Below are 21,710 nucleotides of genomic sequence, written 5' to 3' on the forward strand. Positions count from 1 at the left end.
TCTTTCTTTGTTCTTTTTCCAAATTTATGTATATAGTTATTTATAAAAATTTTTTTTATATAGGAGGCAGACAATGAACAGTTTTAGATATGTTAACCACAAAATTTTGGTGCTTAGTTTAATATTACTGTGCTTGCTACTGTTCTCATGTTCAGATGCTCCTATTCTACTCGGTTTTGCAGGCACTTTAAAAGGAAAATACTCTGACCTTGGAGTTCAAGGAAGAAACGGAGCAATACTAGCAGTAGAAGAAATAAATGCAGCAGGAGGAGTTGACGGGAGAAGACTGGAGCTAATTGTTCGCGATGATGAGAACACCAGTGAAGGCGCAATAAAAGTTGACCGAGAGCTTATCAAGGCTGGTGTTTCAGCAATTATCGGTCATATGACAAGTGTTCAATCAACAGCAGCTCTGACAGAGATTAAAGGAAACGAGGTTATATTTATTTCTCCTACGACTTCCACCAACCTCATACAAGGCATTAAAGACAACTTTTTCAGAGTCATCCCAACCCTTACTGATTTATCGGAAAGCCTCGCCAAGTATGCTGTAAAAAAACTTGGAAAGAAAAAAGTAGCTGTTCTCTGGGACAGATCGAATAAACCTTTCACTGGGCCATATAAAGATACTTTCATAAAATCTTTCACTAGAAATGGAGGTAAAGTTGTTGGAGAAGTTGACTTCAGCTCATATAGCGGCCCGGTAAACTGGCAAGAAATTATGGATAAACTGAAAAAATTAAATCCTGATTCTGTAGTTGTGATTACAGCAGCCCGCGATCTGGCTGTTTTTGCGCAACATTCTAAACTTAGTAATACAGGTTGGACAATTTTAAGCAGCATGTGGGGATATACTAAAGAACTGGTTCAAACGGGTGGGAAAAGTGTAGAAGGAGTTTTTTTCTCAGTCCATTTTGCTGAAGATAATCATGATCCCGAGTATGAAAACTTTAAAAATAGATTCGTTAAACGGTTTGGCTGGTCGCCAAACTTTGCAGCTGCTTTCGGCTACGAAGCGGTGCAGGTTTTTGCGGAAGCTATCAAAAAAAATGGTGGCAGTACAAAAGAATTAGCCAAAGTTATACCGGGATTGACTTTCAAAAATAGCGTTGTAGGACCGTTTACCATTGACGAGTTTGGTGATGTCAAAGGAGCTGGGCACATTGTAACTGTTAAAAATGGTGAATTCACAACAGTTTTCAAGGACGGAAAATGAACAGGACTTCTCTTGTAATAATTTTTCATAAGAAATTAATTCAATGGATTCTTGTTCCGGGATTATTAATGGGGACTCTTATTGTTTCCATCATCGGGATCAATCAAATGGAGGTTATGGAGCGCGAAATAATACAACTTTCAAAGTCTCTCTCTAAAAACGTAAACTTTTATATAGACGGAGCAGAGGATGTATTGCGCTCTGTGGCGATAATGAGTGACAATAATAGCCTTGAAGGCAGTAGTAAATACTTTGAAGGACTCCATAGTAGTTTCAGCAGATTTGAAAGGCTTATTCTTTTAGACAAAGACGAAAACATAATTTCAGTTGCTCCGCAGGGAATTAAAGGCGTTGATTTTCCTATAAGATTTCGTAATTCAGGTATAAATAAGCATATTCTTACCTCTCCCATTATTTCTCCCCACTCTGGAAAACTCGTCGTTTACATCAGTATTCCAATTGAATCTGGAGGAAAGATCGTTGCAGAACTAAGCCTCGATGCACTACAAGAATTTATATACGGCTTCTTGTCACCTAACAGAATCATTATTTTAACGGATTCATACGGGAACCTCATTGCCCACCCAGACAGAGAACGTGTTCGCACCCAATCCAATATAGGCTCGCTGGATCTTTTTAAAAAAAACCAGATTTCAGAAAAGGGAGAGTTCTATAAAGCTAATGGCAAACTCTACTTCGGAAATGTTTCAAGCATACCCGGAACAGGCTGGAAACTTCTTGTGGCATGTACTGCAAAATACATGTTTGAGCCTGTCATAGCTCTAGCCTTGATAATATGTATACTTATCACTTGCTTTTTTCTAATTTTACTTCTTGCCTTAAAAAAAGAATTCAAAATTAGAATTGTCACTCCTATAATGAGCTTTATTAGAAAGCTTTCTGAAGTAGCTAAAGGTAATTATCCTACTCCAAACTCTCAGGAAAACGTTTTTTTGGAACTACATGAGTTAGGAAAAGTATTTGACGGAATGTCCTTAAAAGTCCGTGAACGTGAACAGGAACTTCGTATTTCTAAAACGTTTTTTCAAAGTATAATAGACTCTATGCCTTCGGCTGTTCTCTGGATTGATGAAAACATGATAGTAAGCCAGTATAACAAAAAAGCTATCGAAATATTCGGAGACGGAACAACTGAAATAGCTCCACAAGATATTCATGCATTTTTCTCAAGTAATGAGGAGATATCCAAAACAATCGAGCAAGCCGTAGCACATAATAACACTCAAACTCTGGAAAGCAGGAGTGTCAATAACAAATCGATTGAGCTATATGATATAACGATATTTCCTTTACTGGGATCAGAGGTAAAAGGAATGATTGTACGAATGGATGATGTTACTGCTCGCATTCGTATGGAAGAAATCATGGTCCAGACTGAAAAGATGATGTCGGTAGGAGGACTGGCTGCTGGAATGGCCCATGAAATAAACAATCCCTTAGGCAGTATCATGCAAGGTGCTCAAAATCTTGAACGCAGGTTCTCTCCCCAAATAGAAGCTAATGTTGAAGCAGCGCAAAGTGTAGGATGTTCATTGGAAATTTTACAAGAATACCTGACCATAAGAAGAATAAACCATATCATCACCGGAATAAAAGATTCTGGGCTCCGTGCAGCAGGTATTGTCTCCAATATGCTGGAATTCAGTAAACCAGGTAAAGAGATGATTGTATCATCCAATGTTGAGAAACTAATTGAAACAGCGCTCCAACTTGCCGCTAACGATTACGACCTCAAGAAAAAATATGATTTCCTTCATATCAAAATCAATAAAAAATTTGCACCTGATATCCCTGAAATAAAGTGCTCGAGAACAGAAATTGAGCAAGTTCTTTTCAACCTCTTTAAAAATGCAGCCCAGGCCATGTATAAACATGGATTCTCAGGCAAAGAACCATGTATTTGTATCAGAACACAAAGAATGCGAGACGGGGTTAGCATTGAAGTCGAAGATAATGGTCCGGGAATAAAGGCAGAAGAGCGTAAAAGAGTCTTTGAACCGTTCTTCACCACCAAATCATCAGATGGAGGAACTGGACTGGGACTCTCCGTTTCTTACTTCATCATAACCCAGAACCACGGTGGCACATTTACTGTGGAGCCAACCCCGGAAAACGGAACCAGATTCAGAATTTATCTGCCTTTCATAAAGCCAGACAAAAGATCTTGCTGACTGGAGCAAGCATAATCAGACTAAAACTTCTCAGGACTGCTCAGCAGCATGAAGAGGTGGAAGTAGCAGTGTTGAAAAATAAGAGAATCTTCTTTTTTAAAAAGCTACAATGATATGCGGAAAACCAGCACACCTTCACACCTTTTTTGATTCTCAACTCTTTCAAGCTAAGTTAAAAAAATAACTAAACTATGTTTCATCAATAATTGCTGAATTAAAAGAATCCGTTTATACAAATAATAGTTCTATAAACTTCAGACTTAGAAAGGAATTAAACATGAATGGAGCAGAAAAAAGCGTTGCTGATGCAGTTTCTGGATTTCAACTCGACTTTTTGAATACTGGTTTCTTAAGCAATCTTGCAAATGATGCTATTGCTTTTATCAGTATTAACGGACTACGAATTATTGTAGCACTTCTAGTCCTTTTCATTGGAAGAATTGTTTCTAAACAATTATCAGTAATTACCGAAAAAATAATGATAAAGGCCAAAGTAGATGAGATTCTGACATCATTTATTAAGGCAATTATATACTACGTGCTTCTTGCCGCATTTGTAGTTGCTGCACTTGGGCAAGCAGGAATCAACATAACTTCATTTCTCGCTGTATTAGGTGCAGCTGGTTTGGCTGTAGGTCTGGCACTAAAAGATACTCTTTCCAATTTTGCAGCAGGTGTTATGCTTATTCTGCTTCGCCTGTTCAAAAAAGGAGATTATGTCACTATAGCCGGAACATCTGGTACAGTGCAGGAGCTTTCAGCTTTTTTTACAGATCTTTCTACTCCTGATAATCAGAGAGTAGTAATTCCAAACTCATCAATTTTAAAATCTGTGATTATCAACACAACGGCTCGCCCGAGGAGACGTATCGATTTGGTCATAGGAATTGGATACAACGATGACATTCCTAAAGCTAAGGAAATCATTCATGAAGTAATTGCAGCAGACAGTCGGTTGCTGAAAGATCCGGCACCTGCTGTTATGGTAGGAGAACTGGGAGCATCAAGTGTTGATATTCTTGTACGTCCGTGGGTAAAAACTTCTGAATACTTTTCAACTAAATGCGCTCTTCTTGAACAGATTAAGATTTCATTCGATAAAGCAGGTATTTCAATACCTTACCCCCAGACGGATGTACATTTATACAAAACAGAGGAATAACAGGCTCTCTAACTTCAGCACATTCCAATAACAAGGGGCATCCTGAAAAACAGGATGCCCTTATTTAAAATTTTTGCTCACCACAAAACTGTTGCGACTCAATAGTCCCAGCTTTTGTATACATCATTATTGTTTTTCATATCTTCATAGAGCCAGACCATTCGATCCAGAAACCAACTCTTGCCTATATAAGCCAAAAAAACTCCTAGGGTTACACCCCATATGGAATAATAAATTGTTGCCCATATAGTCAAAGCCATCCCAACCGATGAAATAGTATTCAATATTCCATGTAAGGGAGTCCTGTGTTTTTCCGGTATCTGTATCCTGTCTCGATTTAAGAAAACTCTTTCACCAAGAACAGCTTTTGATGCCCAGCTCTTTGTGGATTTTGGTTTATTAAACAGTATAGGATTAAAAAACATCCATAGTATCGAAAAAGCTCCAGGGACCACACACCACCAACCAATCCATACTCTGCTCCAGAAACTGATGACTATAATTGGTAAGACAGAATATCGCGTCCAGACACTAATCGGATTAGCATGTTTCATCCAGTTCTCGTCGTCTAGCTTGAAAAAAAATGCAATTTTACGTTCTAAAGTCATTTATCTTCACGCCTCTTTCCTGTTTTAAGACTAAGAGAATATACCATAGCGGACTGTCCAGCTAGCTTTCAGTTCTTCCCTCTGCCTGGCAATGTTATTGTTATAATACAGATCACTTAAATAATTAACATAAAAATTTGTTTGACAAAAATAGACATACCCATGCTATGAGAAAAATTAAATATTATAGATTCATATCTATGATCGAATCATAATATCACTACATGATGAAAAACTAAAATTTTAATGTAGCTGAAAATTGAGAGCAAATCATTGCTCATCATAATAATCGGGATGTAATTCTGCACAGGTAAAATAGCTTAACAATATAGTTTGGAGCTATTTATACCGAAAAAATATAAAGATTTACTATTCTGTCAATCGAGACGTAACGGTTAAAAGACTTACCTAATAGTCAGAAACAACTTTTACACTGATATCGGAGCTTAAATGTCTGCATATATCCGTCGACTACATTTATTTCTAAATCGTGAAAGTTCGGTATCTTTTTTTTATCTCTTTATATTTATTTCTTTTCTATTTTCTATATGTCCAACTGTATATGCTGACAATTCAACAATAAGCAGTGCTATGCAAAAAACAGATCAAAACACTTCATTTTCACTTACAACCGGAAGTACATGTGAAAAACAGATATTGTTAGCCTTAAAAGAAATTAAAGACCCCGAACTTAACATCAATATAGTTGATCTTGGCCTATTGAAAGAACTCAATTGTCCAAATGAAAGTGATGACATTTCAATAACTATAATTATGACTTCTCCGTTTTGCCCATACATAAAAACAATTGTTGAAGATATTCGTACTGCTGCAAGCAAGATATCTCCCAATAAAAAAACCAAAATCATTGTGGACACCAAAACAAGGTGGAAAGCATCACGTATGAGTAAGGAAGGACGCAAGCAGCTTTGGGGTGAACAATGATTGTTCAGGCTCTTTCCCTTGGAGCTTCAGCCGGACTGTATTGCATGGTTACATGTGCACCAACGTTGGCTCCACTCATCCTTTCTTCCCCTCAAAAAGGAATACAATCAGGCCTGCTTCAGGTTTTAACATTTCTTGGGGGAAGACTTTTTGCGTACTGTATGCTGGGTGTGCTTGCCGGTGTAGCTGGTCGTATCGGACAAGAAAATTTCACTCAAAGCAATGTTTTACTGGCAGGATCACAAATTGCTTTGGGAGCTCTGCTCATAGCTCAAGCTTTTTACAGCTGTTCCAAGAAGACATGCCCGGGTAAAAGCATGCTTTTCGGTACGAGAAAGACTATTTTTATAGCCGGTTTCTTAAATAGTTTAGTCCTATGCCCCCCTATCTTACTGGCTTTTAGCGTGGCTATGGAAAAGGGAAGTCCATTGCAAGGACTCTTGTTTTTCTTATTCTTTTTTCTGGCTACATCGATATACGTATTACCATTTTCTTTGGCAGCCATCAGAATCAATCCTATAGTTTTAAAACAACTTTCGCGGGTGGTCTGTGTTTGTACAGGTTGCTTTTTTATATATCGTGGTCTGTCATTTCTTTTTTTAAAACAATATGTTGTCTATTAGGAGCGCGTCATGAAATTTAAAACACAACTATTAGTTGGCAACGTCACAATTCTTTTTATAGTTCTTATTGGAAGTCTCTATATTTTCAAAGTCATGAGTGCTTATCTTGATGAAAATGAAAAACAAGCGGCTACAATAGAACTCATTCAGATTACTGGTGAGATAAAAAGTACCATGCATGCAATTGAGGCCGATGTACGAAATTATATGCTAACGGGAAAACAGGGCTACCTTGAACCATACAAAAAGCTTCAAAATAAGTACAAAACACTTACTGAACAAGCTGTTGCATTAAGCTCTGAAGTTGGCCTTGACGGGACAACACTCTCTGAAGCCCAAACACATATGAATGATTGGTATACAAAAGAAGCAGAGCCATCAATCGCCGACCGCAAAAGACTGGATATGACCCCCGAAGAACGCTCTAAAACCATTGATACCGCCGATGGTAAATCTGGTGTGAAAGTGGCTGAAGTTCTTCCACCGGAAATGCTGAGAGAATTTCAGCGTTTATTCTCAAAAATGACTGGAATTGCCAACCTCATTGTTGAAAAAGACGGAACACCGGTAGATCTGCAAAGCTTTGATGAATTCAGCAGCTTTTGCTTCGGTCTTATCCGGCCAAATAAAGAAGGTGCTGCCAGATGTGCAGAAAACGACATCAATGGTGGGCGTGTAGCTAAAGAAACCGGCAAACCTTACGTATATGAATGTCATGCCGGCTTAGTTGACTTTGGAGTCCCAATCATTGTTGACGGCATACAAATCGGCTCATGGCTAGGCGGACAGGTTCTTACCAGCAAACCAGATTATGACAACTTTATTAAAATTGCTGACGAACTTGGTCTTGATCACGACGAAATGATCAAGGCTGTAAATGAAGTACCGGTCCTTCCCCGTGAACAGGTTGACAGTGCCGCCGATTTTCTCCAGCTCATTGCCAATAGCCAGTCAGCTGTAGGTAATGTCAATCTGATGTGGTCTAAAATCATTGCCCGCCTTGACTCCGGGGTTGGTAAAAAAATTCTGGATAATGCTCAGACAAAAGTTGCAGACTTTGTATCACAATTAAAGCAAAGACAGGCTCAAGAACAAAAAAAAATGGATGCATCATTAAAGAACATCAAAATTATGCTCCTTTTAGGAATCCTGATCATTGCTGCTCTTAGCATATTCATCATAATGTTTAATAGAAAAATAATCGCCAATCAGATTGGCGGAGACCCGAATGATATAGCTGACATTGCTGCAAAGATAGCCAAAGGAGATGAAAACATCTCTTTCCCAGATGAAAAGGAAGCCAAGGGAATCTATCTGGCTATAATTAAAATGCACTATACCCTTGGTGAGACATTCGCCGGAATGAAACGGGAACAAAAAGATGCTCAGGAAAGAGCTCTGATGGCCCAGAAAGCTCAGGAAGAAGCTGATATAGCCCGTCATGAAGCGGAAACAGCAAAACAGGATGGAATGCTGGCAGCAGCAACCACAATGGAAAAGATTGTTGTTCGCGTAGCTCAAGCGGCTCGCGGCCTTAGTACTCAGGTCAACGAAGTTTCTCATAGTTCAGAAGAACAGCAGCATCTGGCAACTGAAGCGAGTACGGCCATGACAGAAATGAATGCAACGGTAGCAGAGGTTGCCCAGAACGCCTCCGTTGCTGCCTCAGATGCTGAAAATGCCAGAGAGCAGGCAATTTCAGGCAACACGGCAATGTCCAATGTCGAAAAAGTTATTGAGTCTATTAACAAACAATTTGCCATCCTTGAAACTGAATTAGACGGATTAGGTGATCGCGTAGGTGATATTCACTCAATTATGAACGTGATTTCAGACATTGCCGACCAGACGAATCTGCTGGCACTTAATGCGGCTATTGAAGCTGCAAGGGCAGGAGATGCAGGTCGAGGATTCGCTGTAGTTGCAGATGAAGTTCGCAAGCTTGCTGAAAAAACAATGACAGCCACAGATGAAGTATCACAAGCTGTCTCTGCCATCACCTCGGCAACCCAGAAAAATATTGACCATATGCATAATACTCGTACTGAAGTTGAAAATTCTACAACCATGGCCAATGAAGCCAGAGTGGTTCTGGACAATATTCTGGAGATTTCTGACAGAAATTACTCTCAGGCTCAAAACATTGCTACAGCCTCTGAAGAACAAGCCAGCAGCACGGAAGAAATATCCCGTGTCATTGAAAACGTTAATACAACCTCCCTGCAAACAGCATCATCCATGCAGGAAGCAGCTGAGAATGTTAAAGAACTGGCTGGACTGACTAAGGAATTAGAGGAACTAGTTCAAGAAATGAAAGGGTAATAAAATAATCTGCTAACATACAAGCCACTTAGTACAACATAAAATAGGCAGTTAGACTTTTGATCTAACTGCCTATTTTATTGTCTTCTCACAGATAATTTTTTTACCTATTGGAATAACACCTCATAAACTATAACTATTATTTTAGTAAAAGATGCATATCAGGTAAATTTTCATACACTGCGTCATACGAATCAAACTCTTCTAATACCGCTGATACTAGCGGGTGAGGATCACTCCATATTTCAGGTAGATCAGCTTCCTCCTGTTGAACAGTTGGAAAAGCCAATTGCTCAACAGGAGGAACAAATTGAGCGTTGACACCCTCTTTATTCCCACGAGGATCAATACGATACCATCCGTAATTCTTAAGATGAACAGCTGTAAGGCCATGCAAACAAAATGGAGCTCCATGTTCGCCTACACTGATCCTTTGATAGCAAAGCCCCGCAGGTATGCTATTGGATCTGAGCAGGGCAACCAGCAAATGACTTTTTGCATAACAGTATCCGGTTCTGTGTCTGAGCACATCAGAAGCTTTGCAGGTCACGGGATTCATTTTATAGTCGTAACTATGCATGATATTATCACGTACCCATTCAAAACATTGTTTTGCAATCGATTCATCATTCGCACCTGAAGATAATGACGTTGCCAAACGGATTATATCCGAATGCCCCCAGTCTATATAGTACGACTGTTCAAAGAATTGTTTCATTATGATTTAACTATTAAAATTCCACTTTGAAAGGCCAAGCCATAATACCACCTTCCATAACTCTCACATTAGTCCATCCATTTGCTTCCAACACACGCTGAGCTTCATAACCCCGCATGGATATTTTACAAAAAGTAACAATCTCTGCGTCCTTATCCGAAGGGAGTTTGTCCAGGAAATTACGGAGAGTACCGAGTGGAATCAAAGTCTCACCGACATTCAGGCGCATTTCCTTAAATTCAACAGGAGAACGAACATCTAAAATAAAAGAATCAGCACTGGAGTCGATTCGTTCTTTAACTTCAGCATTGCTGATACCAGTCATTCTACCGGCAATTTTATTACCTAAGATATGAGCTGTAGTGATAAAATGATCAATAGCCAGCGAGAAAGGAGGAGCATAAGGGAGATCGGCCACACCGATATCGTATACAGTGTTTCCATTCATAACAGCCATAGCAGCCTCGGCAACCTGACGATTTACCTCGCCCGGACCAACACATTGAAATCCTAGTATGCGCCCTGTTCTGGCATCAGCAACCATCTTGGAAACCAGCAGCTTAGCTCCCATAAAGCCGGGCTTATCCAGACTGGCATTAGTTGCCGTAACAACCTTATATCCTTCAGCTTTGGCTCGTTTTTCAGATAACCCAGTTGATCCGGCACTCAAATCAAAAACCTTACATATACCACTGTTGACGGTACCGGGAAAAACAGCATTGTCACCGAGGATCATATTGTCGGCAGCAACTCTAGCCTCAATGTTGGCAAGGTCACCGTATGGAGCATAAGTCTTCTTGCCGGTAATACGGTTGGGAATCTCTACGCAGTCACCGGCAGCATAAATACTGGGATCGGAAGTACGCATATGCTCGTCGACAACGATACCGCCAAAATCACCGATATCCAGCCCTGCTTCTCTTGCTAAAGTAGTATTTGGAACAACTCCAATAGCAACGACTGCCAATTCACAAGCGACTATCGATCCGTCAGTCAGCTTTACCCCTGTCAACTTACCGTTCTCGCCGATAAATTCAGAAACACCGTTCTCAGTGTGTACAGTAACACCTTTGGAAGCTACATGCTTTTCCACCAATTTAGCGATTTCCCAGTCCAGAAACATGAGCAGTTGAGAAAGCATTTCAACCACATTAACATTCATACCCGAATCAGCCATGGCTTCACAAACTTCAATACCGATCAAACCACCGCCGACAATGACTACATTTTTAACTTCCCCGGAATCACGCAGTTCACGTAGCTTGTCAGCATCACGCATCTCAGACAGTGCCTGAACGCCATCCAGGTCAATACCGGCAATAGGAGGGCGACGTGGAGTTGCCCCTGTACAAACTACTAATTTATCATAAGGAACTGTAGATTCTTCACCAGTAATAACATCCACACAAGAAACAGTTTTACTATCTCGATCAATGGAAGTAACATCTGTATTAACCTTGGCATCAACACCTTTAGCCGCCGCAAAGAATGCTTCATTACGAACCACCCCTGTGGGCGTAGCTAGCAGCTGATCACGCTCATCAAAATTACCACCGATATAGTAAGGATAGCCGCAGGATGCCATAGACAGCTCCGGGGCTTTTTGCAGCAAAGTAACCTTAGCAGTATCATCCAATCTTTTAGCGCGGGCCGCAGCTTTTGGACCGGCGGCGGAACCGCCGATGACGACTATGTTTTGAGAACTCATCGATTAATCTCCTCTTTACAAAATGTTATACACTTGAAGTGATGCCCTCTACGAGATCAATAGGACAACAATTTATGATGACAGCACAATTCACGTACGACTGGGAGGGTTTTACACTAAACTTAATTTAAAAGCATTGATCTCAATCAATGAAACCTGATTTTAAATCAGACTTTAACCAAAAGAAGACTTATCAATAAAACATAAATGGGCTGTAAGGATATCCCTACAGCCCAATAATAAACCAATAAAAAAGGTCACTTTATTTCAGAATGCTCAAGTATCAGACTAAGAATTCTTTTTCTGATCGGAAATAGCCTTATCCACCCAAACTCTTAATCGGTTCTGGTAATCTGAATACCCTTCTTCGCCGACAAAGAATGGATTGGCGCCGGCAGTCTTTCTACTTCTGCATGCGTCAAGTTTCTTATACCCGTTTTCAGAAAACAAATGTGCAGTAACCATAACATTTACGTGATTAGCCCGGGTATATTCAGCAAAATGATCAATAGATTTGCGATATGCCTGCTTCGCTTCAAGAGTTCTAGGAAGACCGCTTCCGCCCCATTGGCCAACCATGAATGTTTTACCGTTTTCACGCGCAGGATATATGAACGATAAGCATCCCGGAGTATGTCCCGGAGTTTCAATAACGGTTATCGTAGTATCCCCAAGCTTAACCTTTTGGCCATCATGTATATATGCATCGACTTTACATTTGGGTGAACGGGGACCATTTGCTCCCTTATTATTTTCATTCATAAAATGAAAATCTCTCTCACTCATGAGTATTTTAGCATTGTATTTATCCTTTATATATTGAGCTCCACCGTAATGATCACCATGCCCATGGGTAAGCATAACCATTTTAATATCTTCAGGATTTAAGTCAACTTTTCGAAGGCCATCAATAATAAGTTGTGCATCACGATTGTCCCACATGGAATCAATCAAGATAATCCCATCAGATGTATTCAAAACCCACGAAACAACACTCATACTGCCAATACAATACAAATTATCTGCAACTTTTGTTGGTATTAAAGGAGTATTATCAAACAACTGTTTTGGAAGATTTTTAACTCCCGCAGGCATGGGGGACATTGTTCTCTTGTCATTATCATTGGCTTCAGCATTTGTGATAAGAAGGGGAAATGCCGCCATGCAAAGAAACTTCTTCAACGCATTACGACGCCCAATATCAGTAATTGAGTCAGGCATAAAATTCTCCATTTTTTAGGGAAGGACGAGCTGTTCATGCACAAATAATTTACAATCTTAATAAAGGTGCACTATCAAAAAAACTCGAACAGATTCGAATAAATGAAACTATACATGAACTAACCGGCTAAACAATGACCTGAGTCACTGAGAAGAACGAATGTGAAGAGCAAGACTTAATGCAGCAGAACTCAGTTGAAGTCATATATATCACAACTGAAACGACGCCCCAACAGATCCGAAGACAACACGGATTAAACCTTCGAGACATCCACAGTATTGTCGTTCAAAGTAGTCGCTTCTCCAATATCCGATAGTCTTTCATGATGCAGGGTATTTACAAGATTCCCCGTAACCGATTGTCTGGTATCAAAAACACCTACAGCTGTAACAGCTCCTTTAGCGACTAGAGAAGTCACTCGTGCGATAAATGTAACCTCACCCAAATCATTAAAAGCACGAACTAAATCTTTATCCGCAATATCCCGTACAGCCGCATCATCTGGATGTATAGCCAGAGTCATATCTCCCCGCCTGTCGACAAGATCATCACGTTCCAAGAAAATTGAGTTCAAAGTTTCTGCACTTGGTGCTGCAATCAACCGTAAAGGATAACTGCCTCCATGATTTTCCTGATAGTGCGGGATTGGAGCGGCAAGATCATTATTAACAATCTGCATCTTGCCTGTAGGAGTTCTCCAGTCAGTGTGATCAGCAAACGGAATGGAAAGTAATCCACCAGTTTTCAGGATCTCACGCTGTTCAACTGAAAGATCCACCAATCCTTGCAGAGGATGTTCCAACAGCTCTTTTATAAGATTCTCTTCGGTTTGATAAAAATAACTGTCTTCATATCCCATCCCCTTAGCGAGAAGACAAAAGATATCCCAGTTACTTTTGCATTCACCAGGTGCAGGTATAATTTTATATGCCGTTCCAAACGAACAATAACCGTAAGAACTGTAGCAGTCAGATTGCTCCACGGAGAAGGTCGCCGGCAGTATTATATCGGCATAACGGGCAGTATCGGTCATAAAACGTTCGTGTACCACGGTAAACAACTCAGGATTAAGCAATCCATTTTCTATACCCTGCTGGTTTGCTACCGAGGCAACTGGATTACTGGCATATATATGCAGACAACGTATCGGAGTCTCTCCGTTCTCTCCTTGTAAAGCTGAACCGAGTTTATTTATATTTACTGTACGGGCTTTGTTACGTCTAAAATCAGGTCTTGTAATTCGATCCATGTCCACATAAGGACCTCCTCCTGTATTACATCCGCATAGACCTCCACCAGAGCGAGTCCATGCTCCGGTAAAAGCTGATAAAATTGTAATAAGACGAACGGTCATTCCGCCATTTCCATGCCGTGAATTTCCACTGCCCAGAATAATGGCCGGGGCTGAAGCTGCTCCATATTCTCTGGCAAGCTCAACTATAACCTTAGCTGGTACTCCGGTTATCCCCTCTGCCCATTCCGGTGAATAGGTACTAAGTGTTTCTTTGAACTCATCAAAGCCTACCGCTTCTGTTCTCATAAATTCTAAATCAGTCATACCTTCTTCATGCAGCACATGCATCATAGCAAGCGCCAGTGCCCCGTCAGTACCGGGAGTAACGAGTACAACTTGATCACAGTATGAAGCCATTTCATGAGCATACGATTCGATAAGCACAACACGCTTTCCATTCTTACGGGCCCGAACAATATCCGGCATACTCTGAAGGCGCGTAGCCTTCATGTTACAACCCCACACTATATAAAAATCACTATCAGCAAGTTCTCTTGGATCAAGGCCCCCTGTCTCACCCATTACCGCTGAATACCCAGCTCCCTTAGCTGAAGCGCATAGGGTCTTTATAAGCAAACATGCTCCCATTTTATTAAACAGAGCATCACCACAATTGCGGTGAATAAAACTCATAACCCCTGAATAATAAAATGGCAGAATTGAGTCTGGACCATTCTCAGCCAAAGCCTGCTTCCACCGTTCTACAATTGTACTGACAGCTTCATTCCATGAAACAGGAATAAACTCTCCGGCCCCCTTCTTTCCAACTCGTTTTAGGGGGGTAGTTATCCGCTTAGATGAATATATGGATTTTTCATAACGCTGCATCTTACGGCAGATCAGGCCGCCTGAAATGAGGTCATCTGGATCACCTTTAATTTTAACAATGCGATCATTGTCAGTTTCAGCCAAAAGTCCGCAAGTGGTTGGACAGTCATATGGACAGATAGTTTTATACGTTGTCATGCTTAAAATCCAATTTAATTGATTTAACTACTAAGAAACTAACCATTGTCAGAAACTAATAATTTTAAGATTTAGAATTGCATAAAATATGAAAAATAAGACAATTATTACAGCATTTTTTAAACAATATACATTTACTTTAAACTAAACATAAGTGTTGATCAAATTCTTACAACTACAGTTGCGTTGCCATATTTATCTTTTTTCCAACTGGGCCATAGTTATAAGTCCAAACCCATTTTCTGAAACATTTTCATATCTGATATTTTCAAATCCATGTAAAAGTAAAACTTTTGTGAGTTCATCTTTTTCTATAAAATGTGATGAGTATCCGCATAGTCTGGTCAAAGCCTCCAGCGAAGCTTTGGCTTTCAAGTCAGCAGATTTTTCATACCGGGTATAATGATGAGAAACGAACCAACCGCCCGGCTTAAGTGTCTCTGCAATTTTCTTAACAGCATTCGAAAGATCTTTTTTCATAGCATATAAGATGTGTGACATGACCGCTATATCATATTGCGATTCTGGCAGACGATCTTCTCTGAAATTAAAAGCACTGGTTGTGATCCGCTTTCTAAACCCCATATTATTGCAACGGGATTGAACCAAATCCAAAACATGCGGCAGGTCATAGATAACCCCCTCCATCTTGGAATTTCGCTCTAGAACTCCAAGAGTATATAGGCCATGATTACCTCCAATGTCACACATGGAAGTAAAATCATCAAAACCGGGCAACCTCGAAATACAATCTACCACCGGAGCCAATCCGCTGCTCATGGCATCCTGCGCAGTACCTTCAATGGCATCTTCGGCCCCCCACTCACTATCTGTAACCTCACGCTGCATCTCTCCACCAGCAAGCAGTTCAGGTATAGAGTCTTCAATCAGTGAATTGAAATGGGAAGACAACTGCAAAGCTTTCCCCTGATATAATGGAGATGTGCTGACAAGATATTCAACAGCCAGAGATGTATTTCTATAAATCCCATCTTTAAACTCTAAAATTTCGGAAGCAACCAGCACATCAAGAACTGGCTCCAAGCGTACAGCTTCAAGCCCCATATCATCAGCTAAATCCCCAGCAGTCGTTCCGATATCTGAAATAAAGTCAAACAATTTCAACTTTACTGCAGCTATAATTAATTTAGGAGTAATCGACTCCATTATTAATTTACGTACTGGTCCAAAATCATTTTCAGGTATAGCAATAAACATAGCCCCTCCGAAGTTTAGCAGCTAAACTTATTTAATAAAAAAATTTACTCTAAATAATTATCCATCCAGCTATTCATTTTCTCGCTCAATTCGCAAACAAGACGATAAGAGTCATCATCCAGCCCCCCCAGGAACTCTATAAATTCAGCATCATGGTGCTTATGAAATTCCATATGATTGTCATGAGCAATTCGTCCTGACTCAGTTGCCCTTATAATTGAGCGAGCTCTATTTAATTGATCCTTTTCCCTGGAAAGCAAACCTTTTTTACACAACCGACCAATTATCTGGGAAACAGCCCCTTTAGTAATACCAAGTTCACGTGCAAGATCTGTAACACCCGAAGATCCATGACCAACAACGGTTGACACCATTTTTATTTCAGCAGGGAACAAAGGATCACCCACGCCAAAATCAAAGGGCATCTTTTCGATTCGTGAATACTTTTCCATAGCATTTCCTAATAGCTTCATTGCCGGCAACACTTTTTTAAATGTTTTCATACACACTGTTTAGCTGCTAAACAGTGTGCAGTCAATCTGCTTTCATAAAAGATATTCTTGATATCACAACTGCACAAACACCTAAGTTTGAATTCTGACTTAATTATACTGGTACTAAAAAAAAAGAATTGATCACCAGTAATTCTCAGAAATCCAATCTCTTGGATAGTTATACACATAAATTTATTTTCTGTGGAAAACGAGTAAGTGCTCCTATGTCAGCCTTACTCCCACAAAGGCTAATGAGCTTTGAGTATGAAAAAGTCTAGAAAGGTCTTGACCAAAAGCCAAGGTTTGCTAGACTCACCAGCGTTGATTTTGTACTTCAGGTATCTGAACTTTTCAGATCATAAATAAAGGAAACCCGGTTAGATTCCGGGGCGGTTCTGCCACTGTATTTTTTATACTTTTATAAGGATAAAAAAAGCCAGCAACCTTTCCTGAAGCATTTCTGCAAGATGCAGATATTTTCCATCATACGGATACTCTGGCTTTAAGAAATATCCGACCTTAAAAAACTTGCAGGATACAGCCTTCTGGGCTCCCTGCGCCACAAACTCATACCTTATCTTCATGCTGAAGGACCTGCATACTGGCAATTTTCAAATTGCTTTGTCGCTTGTGCTTTGTGCTATGATAAAAAGGTCTGGGACAGACAATCCCCTCAAAGGACTAAACAGAATGACCGGACACGCAGTTATCACCCGTGAATCAGCCAAAATGGCTTTAGAAGAACACACTCGCTTTCAAGAAACCGTCAGCTCCAAAAAATACCAGATCCGCGACCGCAAAGGCCGTCTCCAAGAGCACTCCTTCACTGATGTTAAAAACAGACTTTGCCGTGAATTCTTAAAGCAGTCCCGGTTTGACAATCAAGAAAACGAGCAAGTGTGTGAAATGCTCCAGTCAGGACGATTCATCCCTGCAGGCTCAATTCTTTCAGGTCTGGGTAACGACTATATTAAATGCTCTCTTAGCAACTGCTACTTAGCCAAAATCGAATCAGATTCATTGGAAGGTATCTTTGAAGCCCAGAAAAAACTCGCAAGGACCTATTCATATCGTGGGGGGAGCGGGATTGACATTACCATATTGAGACCTTCAGGCGATCCTGTGAATAATGCAGCTGTAACGTCTTCCGGAGCAGTCAGCTTCATGCCGCTTTTCAGTGAATTGACAAATACTATAGGCCAGAATGGCAGACGCGGTGCGCTGATGATATCTTTGGATATCAGACACCCTGAGACCCGCCGTTTTATCTGGTGCAAAAGCAAACCTGAAGAAATTTTCGGAGTGGATTCCCTTACAGGTAAAACTCAGGATGTATTCGGGGCTAATATCAGCCTTAAAATTACTGATGATTTTATGCAGGCTGTGGAAAATGATAAAGATTGGACCTTTATTTTTCCTGACCGTAGCAAGGTTACGGGCAAGATATGTGGACATGAGACACTAGAGCTTCTTCCGGAAGTATATGAAGCACTTGATCCGCAAATTGGAGATCATCTTGAGGCTGAAATTACCTATAAAATTACTGCCATTGACCCCAAAAAGTATCTGATCAAAGTAGAACCGGATCTTCCTGTAAATGATGAACAGGCTGTTCTTCATGAAGAGTCACTGACATTTACTCTCGCCAGACGACGTAATGAGACATCGGATATTTTTGATCCGGTAAAGTCAGTGTATAACACCATCTGGGACGGAGACTACAGCCGCTGGCAGGAACTCGGACTTCCTTTCAAATCGTATGAAACAGTGAATGCCCGTGAACTGCTCGAAGAGATCAGCACGTCAGCATGGCAATCCGGTGACCCTGGAATTCTGTATCAGGATACTACACAGCGCAATACTCCCGGTACATACATCGATCCTAAGCGTCTTAAGCCAATGTCCACAAATCCATGCGGAGAGCAAAGTCTGGGCTACTGGAATAATTGTCTTCTCGGGGCTATGGTTTTGCATCGTTATGTCGCCAACCCTTTCACAAAAGAGGCACAGTTTGACGCAGACCTGTTCCGGGACGATCTGACCAGAACAATGTTCTTTATGGATACTATGTCTGATCTCAACCAGAGCAAGCATCCCCTTCAGGCACACCGTGATGCAGACAAGTATGGTAAAAGAATCGGCATAGAATTCACCGGACTTGGTGATATGCTGGCCATGCTGGGCATGCGTTACGGTAGTGATGAATCCATATCCTTCATTAAGGAAATCCTGAGAAATAAGGCCATCACTGAAATTTCTATCAGTGCTGAAATTGCTGAACGTTTCGGAGTTGTGGAAGCGTTGAAAGATCAGAAAGCCAGAAAACGGTTTCTGGAGTGCCCATATATAGTAAATCTGGATCTGCCTAAAAAATTACAGAAAAAGATAATGAATACAGGGCTACGCCATACAGCCTTCAACACTGTCGGACCATCCGGATCAATTTCCATTATGTCGGACAATTGCACCTCTGGAATCGAACCGGCATTTATGTTCAGTTATACCAGAGAGACCCGTCTTGAGGCTGGAAAAGTATTTGAATTCATCCATCTGCCTCCATTAAAATGGATGCTTGAAACCAATCAGGAAGAGCTGTTTGGGAAATATACGGCTTTACAATTGAAAGAAAAATTGAACTACGTCCAATCAGATGAACTTGATTATATGGACCGCATCCGCATGCAGGCTGCAATTCAGAAGTTCACTGACAGTTCAATTTCTTCTACAATCAACCTTTCAGAAGACACTGACAAGGAAACCATATTCCAGATTTATCTTGAAGCATGGAAACATGGACTCAAGGGAGTAACCGTCTTTCGTAACGGTTGCAAAAAAGGTGTTCTGACCAAAAAAGAAGAAAAGAAAGAGACTAATCCAACGATGCTGGGGCAAAACCCGTCCCTTTTCGAAAGAGAGCTGGGAGATATCGAACGAGCCGAGAGACACCGTGTTACCTGGAAAGGATCCAAAATGTACATCATTGTCTCCTTGGATGAATCGGGCAATCCTATTGAAATATTTGTCAAGCTGCCCAAGGAAGCGGGTGTTACCGGATCAGGTATATATAATGAACAGGTATTTCAGGAAAAGTATTCTCTGTGGGAAACCATAACTCGCCTGACCAGTATGCTCCTGCGTGTGGGTATGCCCATAGATAGAATTCTCACACAACTTGATCGTTCCAGCTATAATATAATAGATGCCTCAGCTATTATTTCCCGCATCCTGCGTCAGTACATATCCCTTGATATGGACGATCAGACCATTGTATCCAAAGGACTTGGAGCACTTTGCCCCGAATGCGGTAAAAATGCTTATGTCCCAGAGGGTGGCTGCAAAATCTGCAAGGCATGCGGCTACACCACATGTGGATAAAAAGCGTAGACTAAGATTGATCAAGTAAAATGGTCAAAATAAAGATCCAATTTATAAAAATAAAAACCACCGTTTCAATTGAAACGGTGGTTTTTATTTTATCATTTGCTATTGGGGCTCAATAAGTCTGTACCGAACTAGCTGCCTTCTTATATCTTCAAACACTACAGGTTTTACAATATATGTATCAGCTCCACATTCATATACAGCTTTGAGCATAGTCTTATCATCACTGATTGTGCTGGCTATAAATATTTTGGATTCACATGAAAAAGATTTCACATTTTTGCTTTGCTCAATCTGGCGAATAGCTTTACAGGCCTGCAAGCCATCAATATTGGGCATCATAATGTCCATAATAATCAAATCAAAATATGGGCTTTGCCCCGCAAGGCTTTCAGTCACAGCCTGAATTGCTTCAACTCCGTCCTTTGCAATATAACAGGGCATATATTTTGATAAAAAAGAGACGATAATTTTTCTGGTTGCAAAATCGTCATCAACAACCAACGCAGTAGGATTCTTGCGAGTCTGGCATATACAACTCTGCTCATCAAAATCAGCGCAACCTGCAATAGCTGTCGACTGTGTCATATAATTATATTGTGAAAGATCATCCTGCACAACTCTCTGAATCCCCTCAAATTCAACATCAACACCCAATTCAGCAGAAATATTTTTTATACGAGAGATAGGTTTATCTTCTTCAAAATCAGAATCTTTGAGTTCTTCAATAGTTGATAAAATTGTTTTTGACTCAATCTCTGAGCCAGAAATATTCGGAGTAGAAAATTCGTACTCAGTGGCAGTTTCCTGCCCCGCAGAAGAACTGGGCTTGTCAAATTTATTTAAAAAAGCATAGCCGATACTGTAATCAATTTTATCAGAACCTTTCTCGGTGATATGTTCAAATGCATTTTCAATCATATCAAAGCTTTTGAGCAGTACATCAATTGCCAGCTTATCAATCACCCTTTTACCAGAACGTATGTCAGTGCAGGTGTCTTCCACTTTATGAACAAATTCAGAAAGAGCATACAAACCGAACATTGATGCATTGCCCTTAATACTGTGAAGAGCTCTGAAGATACGATCGATAGAATCCTGATCTTTTCCATCTTCGAGGTTTAGTACGTCCTGTACAGCTAATTCAGTAGCCTCACTGCACTCTGTAACGAACTCACCAAGAAAAACATCAATATCAAAATTATCACTTGTCATTGAGAAGACCCATTTCAATCAGCTTCGCATGCACAGTATCCACTGTTAGCGGCTTGACTATGTAATCTGTAGCTTCACTTTTGTTGAAAGCTTTAAATACTGTTTTCACATCAGAAAGTGCTGTAGCCATGATAATAGAAACTTCATTTGCAGCCGCAACATGAAATTCCCTTTCCATTTCGCGAACTTCTTTTGCTGCTTCAAGTCCATCCTTTTCAGGCATCATGATATCCATAAAAATTATATCATAAGGCTCTTTGCTCTCCAAAGCTGCTCTGAAAGCCTCAAGAACTTCAATTCCATTTACAGCAATATCTACTTCCCCATATTTTTTAAGCAAAAACTGTAAAAAATTTCTTGAAGCAAAGTCATCCTCTGCAACTAAAATCTTCATTGAGCCCTCCCTCCCCATAATCAGGAAGGTAA

General features: G+C 40.4%; 16 protein-coding genes and 1 riboswitch. Of the genes, 7 read left to right on the forward strand and 9 right to left on the reverse strand.

What is annotated here, in order from left to right; genetic code table 11:
* Positions 1-73: 73 nt before the first annotated feature.
* The 3 genes from H589_RS0108945 to H589_RS0108955 all read left to right on the forward strand — a co-directional run bounded on the left by H589_RS0108945 (position 74) and on the right by H589_RS0108955 (position 4,570).
* Positions 74-1,216, forward strand: a complete 1,143-nt coding sequence (locus tag H589_RS0108945; protein ID WP_035075546.1) for an ABC transporter substrate-binding protein — start codon at positions 74-76, stop codon at positions 1,214-1,216.
* The gene (locus H589_RS20390) at positions 1,213-3,408 is read left to right on the forward strand and encodes a sensor histidine kinase (protein WP_051249684.1); all 2,196 of its coding nucleotides are present in this window, start codon (positions 1,213-1,215) and stop codon (positions 3,406-3,408) included. The genes H589_RS0108945 and H589_RS20390 overlap by 4 nt, the downstream gene beginning before the upstream one ends.
* A gap of 277 nt (positions 3,409-3,685) precedes the next feature.
* On the forward strand, positions 3,686-4,570 hold the full coding sequence (locus H589_RS0108955; protein ID WP_027721708.1) for a mechanosensitive ion channel family protein: 885 nt from the start codon (positions 3,686-3,688) through the stop codon (positions 4,568-4,570).
* A gap of 98 nt (positions 4,571-4,668) precedes the next feature.
* Here H589_RS0108955 and H589_RS0108960 read toward each other — a convergent pair whose 3' ends face one another.
* Positions 4,669-5,178 carry a DUF6653 family protein gene (locus H589_RS0108960; RefSeq protein ID WP_027721709.1) on the reverse strand — a complete coding sequence of 170 codons (510 nt, stop codon included), beginning with the start codon at positions 5,176-5,178 and terminating at the stop codon, positions 4,669-4,671.
* 450 nt (positions 5,179-5,628) lie between these two features.
* Between H589_RS0108960 and H589_RS19495 the strand changes: the two genes are divergently transcribed.
* The 3 genes from H589_RS19495 to H589_RS20395 are packed head-to-tail and all read left to right on the forward strand — an operon-like array spanning position 5,629 to position 9,068.
* The gene (locus tag H589_RS19495) at positions 5,629-6,123 is read left to right on the forward strand and encodes a metal-sulfur cluster assembly factor (RefSeq protein WP_035075550.1); all 495 of its coding nucleotides are present in this window, start codon (positions 5,629-5,631) and stop codon (positions 6,121-6,123) included.
* Positions 6,120-6,746 carry a sulfite exporter TauE/SafE family protein gene (locus tag H589_RS0108970; RefSeq protein WP_027721710.1) on the forward strand — a complete coding sequence of 209 codons (627 nt, stop codon included), beginning with the start codon at positions 6,120-6,122 and terminating at the stop codon, positions 6,744-6,746. Before H589_RS19495 ends, H589_RS0108970 begins: the two co-directional genes overlap by 4 nt.
* A gap of 9 nt (positions 6,747-6,755) precedes the next feature.
* On the forward strand, positions 6,756-9,068 hold the full coding sequence (locus tag H589_RS20395) for a PocR ligand-binding domain-containing protein (protein ID WP_051249685.1): 2,313 nt from the start codon (positions 6,756-6,758) through the stop codon (positions 9,066-9,068).
* A 139-nt stretch (positions 9,069-9,207) separates the two neighbouring features.
* Here H589_RS20395 and H589_RS0108980 read toward each other — a convergent pair whose 3' ends face one another.
* The 6 genes from H589_RS0108980 to H589_RS0109005 all read right to left on the reverse strand — a co-directional run bounded on the left by H589_RS0108980 (position 9,208) and on the right by H589_RS0109005 (position 16,646).
* Positions 9,208-9,726 carry a transglutaminase-like domain-containing protein gene (locus H589_RS0108980; RefSeq protein WP_211225338.1) on the reverse strand — a complete coding sequence of 173 codons (519 nt, stop codon included), beginning with the start codon at positions 9,724-9,726 and terminating at the stop codon, positions 9,208-9,210.
* A 73-nt stretch (positions 9,727-9,799) separates the two neighbouring features.
* Positions 9,800-11,494 carry an FAD-dependent oxidoreductase gene (locus H589_RS0108985; RefSeq protein WP_027721712.1) on the reverse strand — a complete coding sequence of 565 codons (1,695 nt, stop codon included), beginning with the start codon at positions 11,492-11,494 and terminating at the stop codon, positions 9,800-9,802.
* A 288-nt stretch (positions 11,495-11,782) separates the two neighbouring features.
* Positions 11,783-12,715: an MBL fold metallo-hydrolase gene (locus tag H589_RS0108990; RefSeq protein WP_169433112.1), complete on the reverse strand. Its 933-nt coding sequence runs from the start codon at positions 12,713-12,715 to the stop codon at positions 11,783-11,785.
* A gap of 254 nt (positions 12,716-12,969) precedes the next feature.
* Positions 12,970-14,976 carry a molybdopterin-containing oxidoreductase family protein gene (locus H589_RS0108995; protein WP_027721714.1) on the reverse strand — a complete coding sequence of 669 codons (2,007 nt, stop codon included), beginning with the start codon at positions 14,974-14,976 and terminating at the stop codon, positions 12,970-12,972.
* A 195-nt stretch (positions 14,977-15,171) separates the two neighbouring features.
* Positions 15,172-16,194, reverse strand: a complete 1,023-nt coding sequence (locus tag H589_RS0109000) for a methyltransferase (RefSeq protein WP_027721715.1) — start codon at positions 16,192-16,194, stop codon at positions 15,172-15,174.
* 44 nt (positions 16,195-16,238) lie between these two features.
* Complete coding sequence (locus tag H589_RS0109005) at positions 16,239-16,646, reverse strand: MarR family winged helix-turn-helix transcriptional regulator (protein WP_245577081.1); 408 nt, start codon at positions 16,644-16,646, stop codon at positions 16,239-16,241.
* Between the two features lie 361 nt (positions 16,647-17,007).
* Positions 17,008-17,155: riboswitch (cobalamin riboswitch) on the forward strand.
* 223 nt (positions 17,156-17,378) lie between these two features.
* Here H589_RS0109005 and H589_RS0109015 point away from each other — a divergent pair.
* Entirely contained in the window at positions 17,379-20,063 is a 2,685-nt protein-coding gene (locus H589_RS0109015) for an adenosylcobalamin-dependent ribonucleoside-diphosphate reductase (RefSeq protein WP_027721717.1), read from the forward strand.
* Positions 20,064-20,171: 108 nt separating this feature from the next.
* On the opposite strand, the gene H589_RS20400 is transcribed toward H589_RS0109015, so the two are convergent.
* Both H589_RS20400 and H589_RS0109025 read right to left on the reverse strand, forming a co-directional pair.
* Entirely contained in the window at positions 20,172-21,284 is a 1,113-nt protein-coding gene (locus H589_RS20400) for an ATP-binding response regulator (RefSeq protein WP_051249686.1), read from the reverse strand.
* Complete coding sequence (locus tag H589_RS0109025; protein WP_027721719.1) at positions 21,274-21,678, reverse strand: response regulator; 405 nt, start codon at positions 21,676-21,678, stop codon at positions 21,274-21,276. Before H589_RS0109025 ends, H589_RS20400 begins: the two co-directional genes overlap by 11 nt.
* Positions 21,679-21,710 lie beyond the last annotated feature (32 nt).

Origin of the sequence: Maridesulfovibrio zosterae DSM 11974 (assembly GCF_000425265.1) — a bacterium.
GTDB classification, from domain to species: Bacteria; Desulfobacterota; Desulfovibrionia; order Desulfovibrionales; family Desulfovibrionaceae; genus Maridesulfovibrio; species Maridesulfovibrio zosterae.

Bases quoted from the DNA above. Each gene is read 5' to 3' on its own strand.
- H589_RS0108945 (WP_035075546.1), top strand. From the start codon at position 74: ATGAACAGTTTTAGATATGTTAACCACAAAATTTTGGTGCTTAGTTTA.
- H589_RS20390 (WP_051249684.1), top strand. From the start codon at position 1,213: ATGAACAGGACTTCTCTTGTAATAATTTTTCATAAGAAATTAATTCAA.
- H589_RS0108955 (WP_027721708.1), top strand. From the start codon at position 3,686: ATGAATGGAGCAGAAAAAAGCGTTGCTGATGCAGTTTCTGGATTTCAA.
- H589_RS0108960 (WP_027721709.1), bottom strand. From the start codon at position 5,178: ATGACTTTAGAACGTAAAATTGCATTTTTTTTCAAGCTAGACGACGAG.
- H589_RS19495 (WP_035075550.1), top strand. From the start codon at position 5,629: ATGTCTGCATATATCCGTCGACTACATTTATTTCTAAATCGTGAAAGT.
- H589_RS0108970 (WP_027721710.1), top strand. From the start codon at position 6,120: ATGATTGTTCAGGCTCTTTCCCTTGGAGCTTCAGCCGGACTGTATTGC.
- H589_RS20395 (WP_051249685.1), top strand. From the start codon at position 6,756: ATGAAATTTAAAACACAACTATTAGTTGGCAACGTCACAATTCTTTTT.
- H589_RS0108985 (WP_027721712.1), bottom strand. From the start codon at position 11,494: ATGAGTTCTCAAAACATAGTCGTCATCGGCGGTTCCGCCGCCGGTCCA.
- H589_RS0108990 (WP_169433112.1), bottom strand. From the start codon at position 12,715: ATGCCTGACTCAATTACTGATATTGGGCGTCGTAATGCGTTGAAGAAG.
- H589_RS0108995 (WP_027721714.1), bottom strand. From the start codon at position 14,976: ATGACAACGTATAAAACTATCTGTCCATATGACTGTCCAACCACTTGC.
- H589_RS0109000 (WP_027721715.1), bottom strand. From the start codon at position 16,194: ATGTTTATTGCTATACCTGAAAATGATTTTGGACCAGTACGTAAATTA.
- H589_RS0109005 (WP_245577081.1), bottom strand. From the start codon at position 16,646: ATGGAAAAGTATTCACGAATCGAAAAGATGCCCTTTGATTTTGGCGTG.
- H589_RS0109015 (WP_027721717.1), top strand. From the start codon at position 17,379: ATGACCGGACACGCAGTTATCACCCGTGAATCAGCCAAAATGGCTTTA.
- H589_RS20400 (WP_051249686.1), bottom strand. From the start codon at position 21,284: ATGACAAGTGATAATTTTGATATTGATGTTTTTCTTGGTGAGTTCGTT.
- H589_RS0109025 (WP_027721719.1), bottom strand. From the start codon at position 21,678: ATGAAGATTTTAGTTGCAGAGGATGACTTTGCTTCAAGAAATTTTTTA.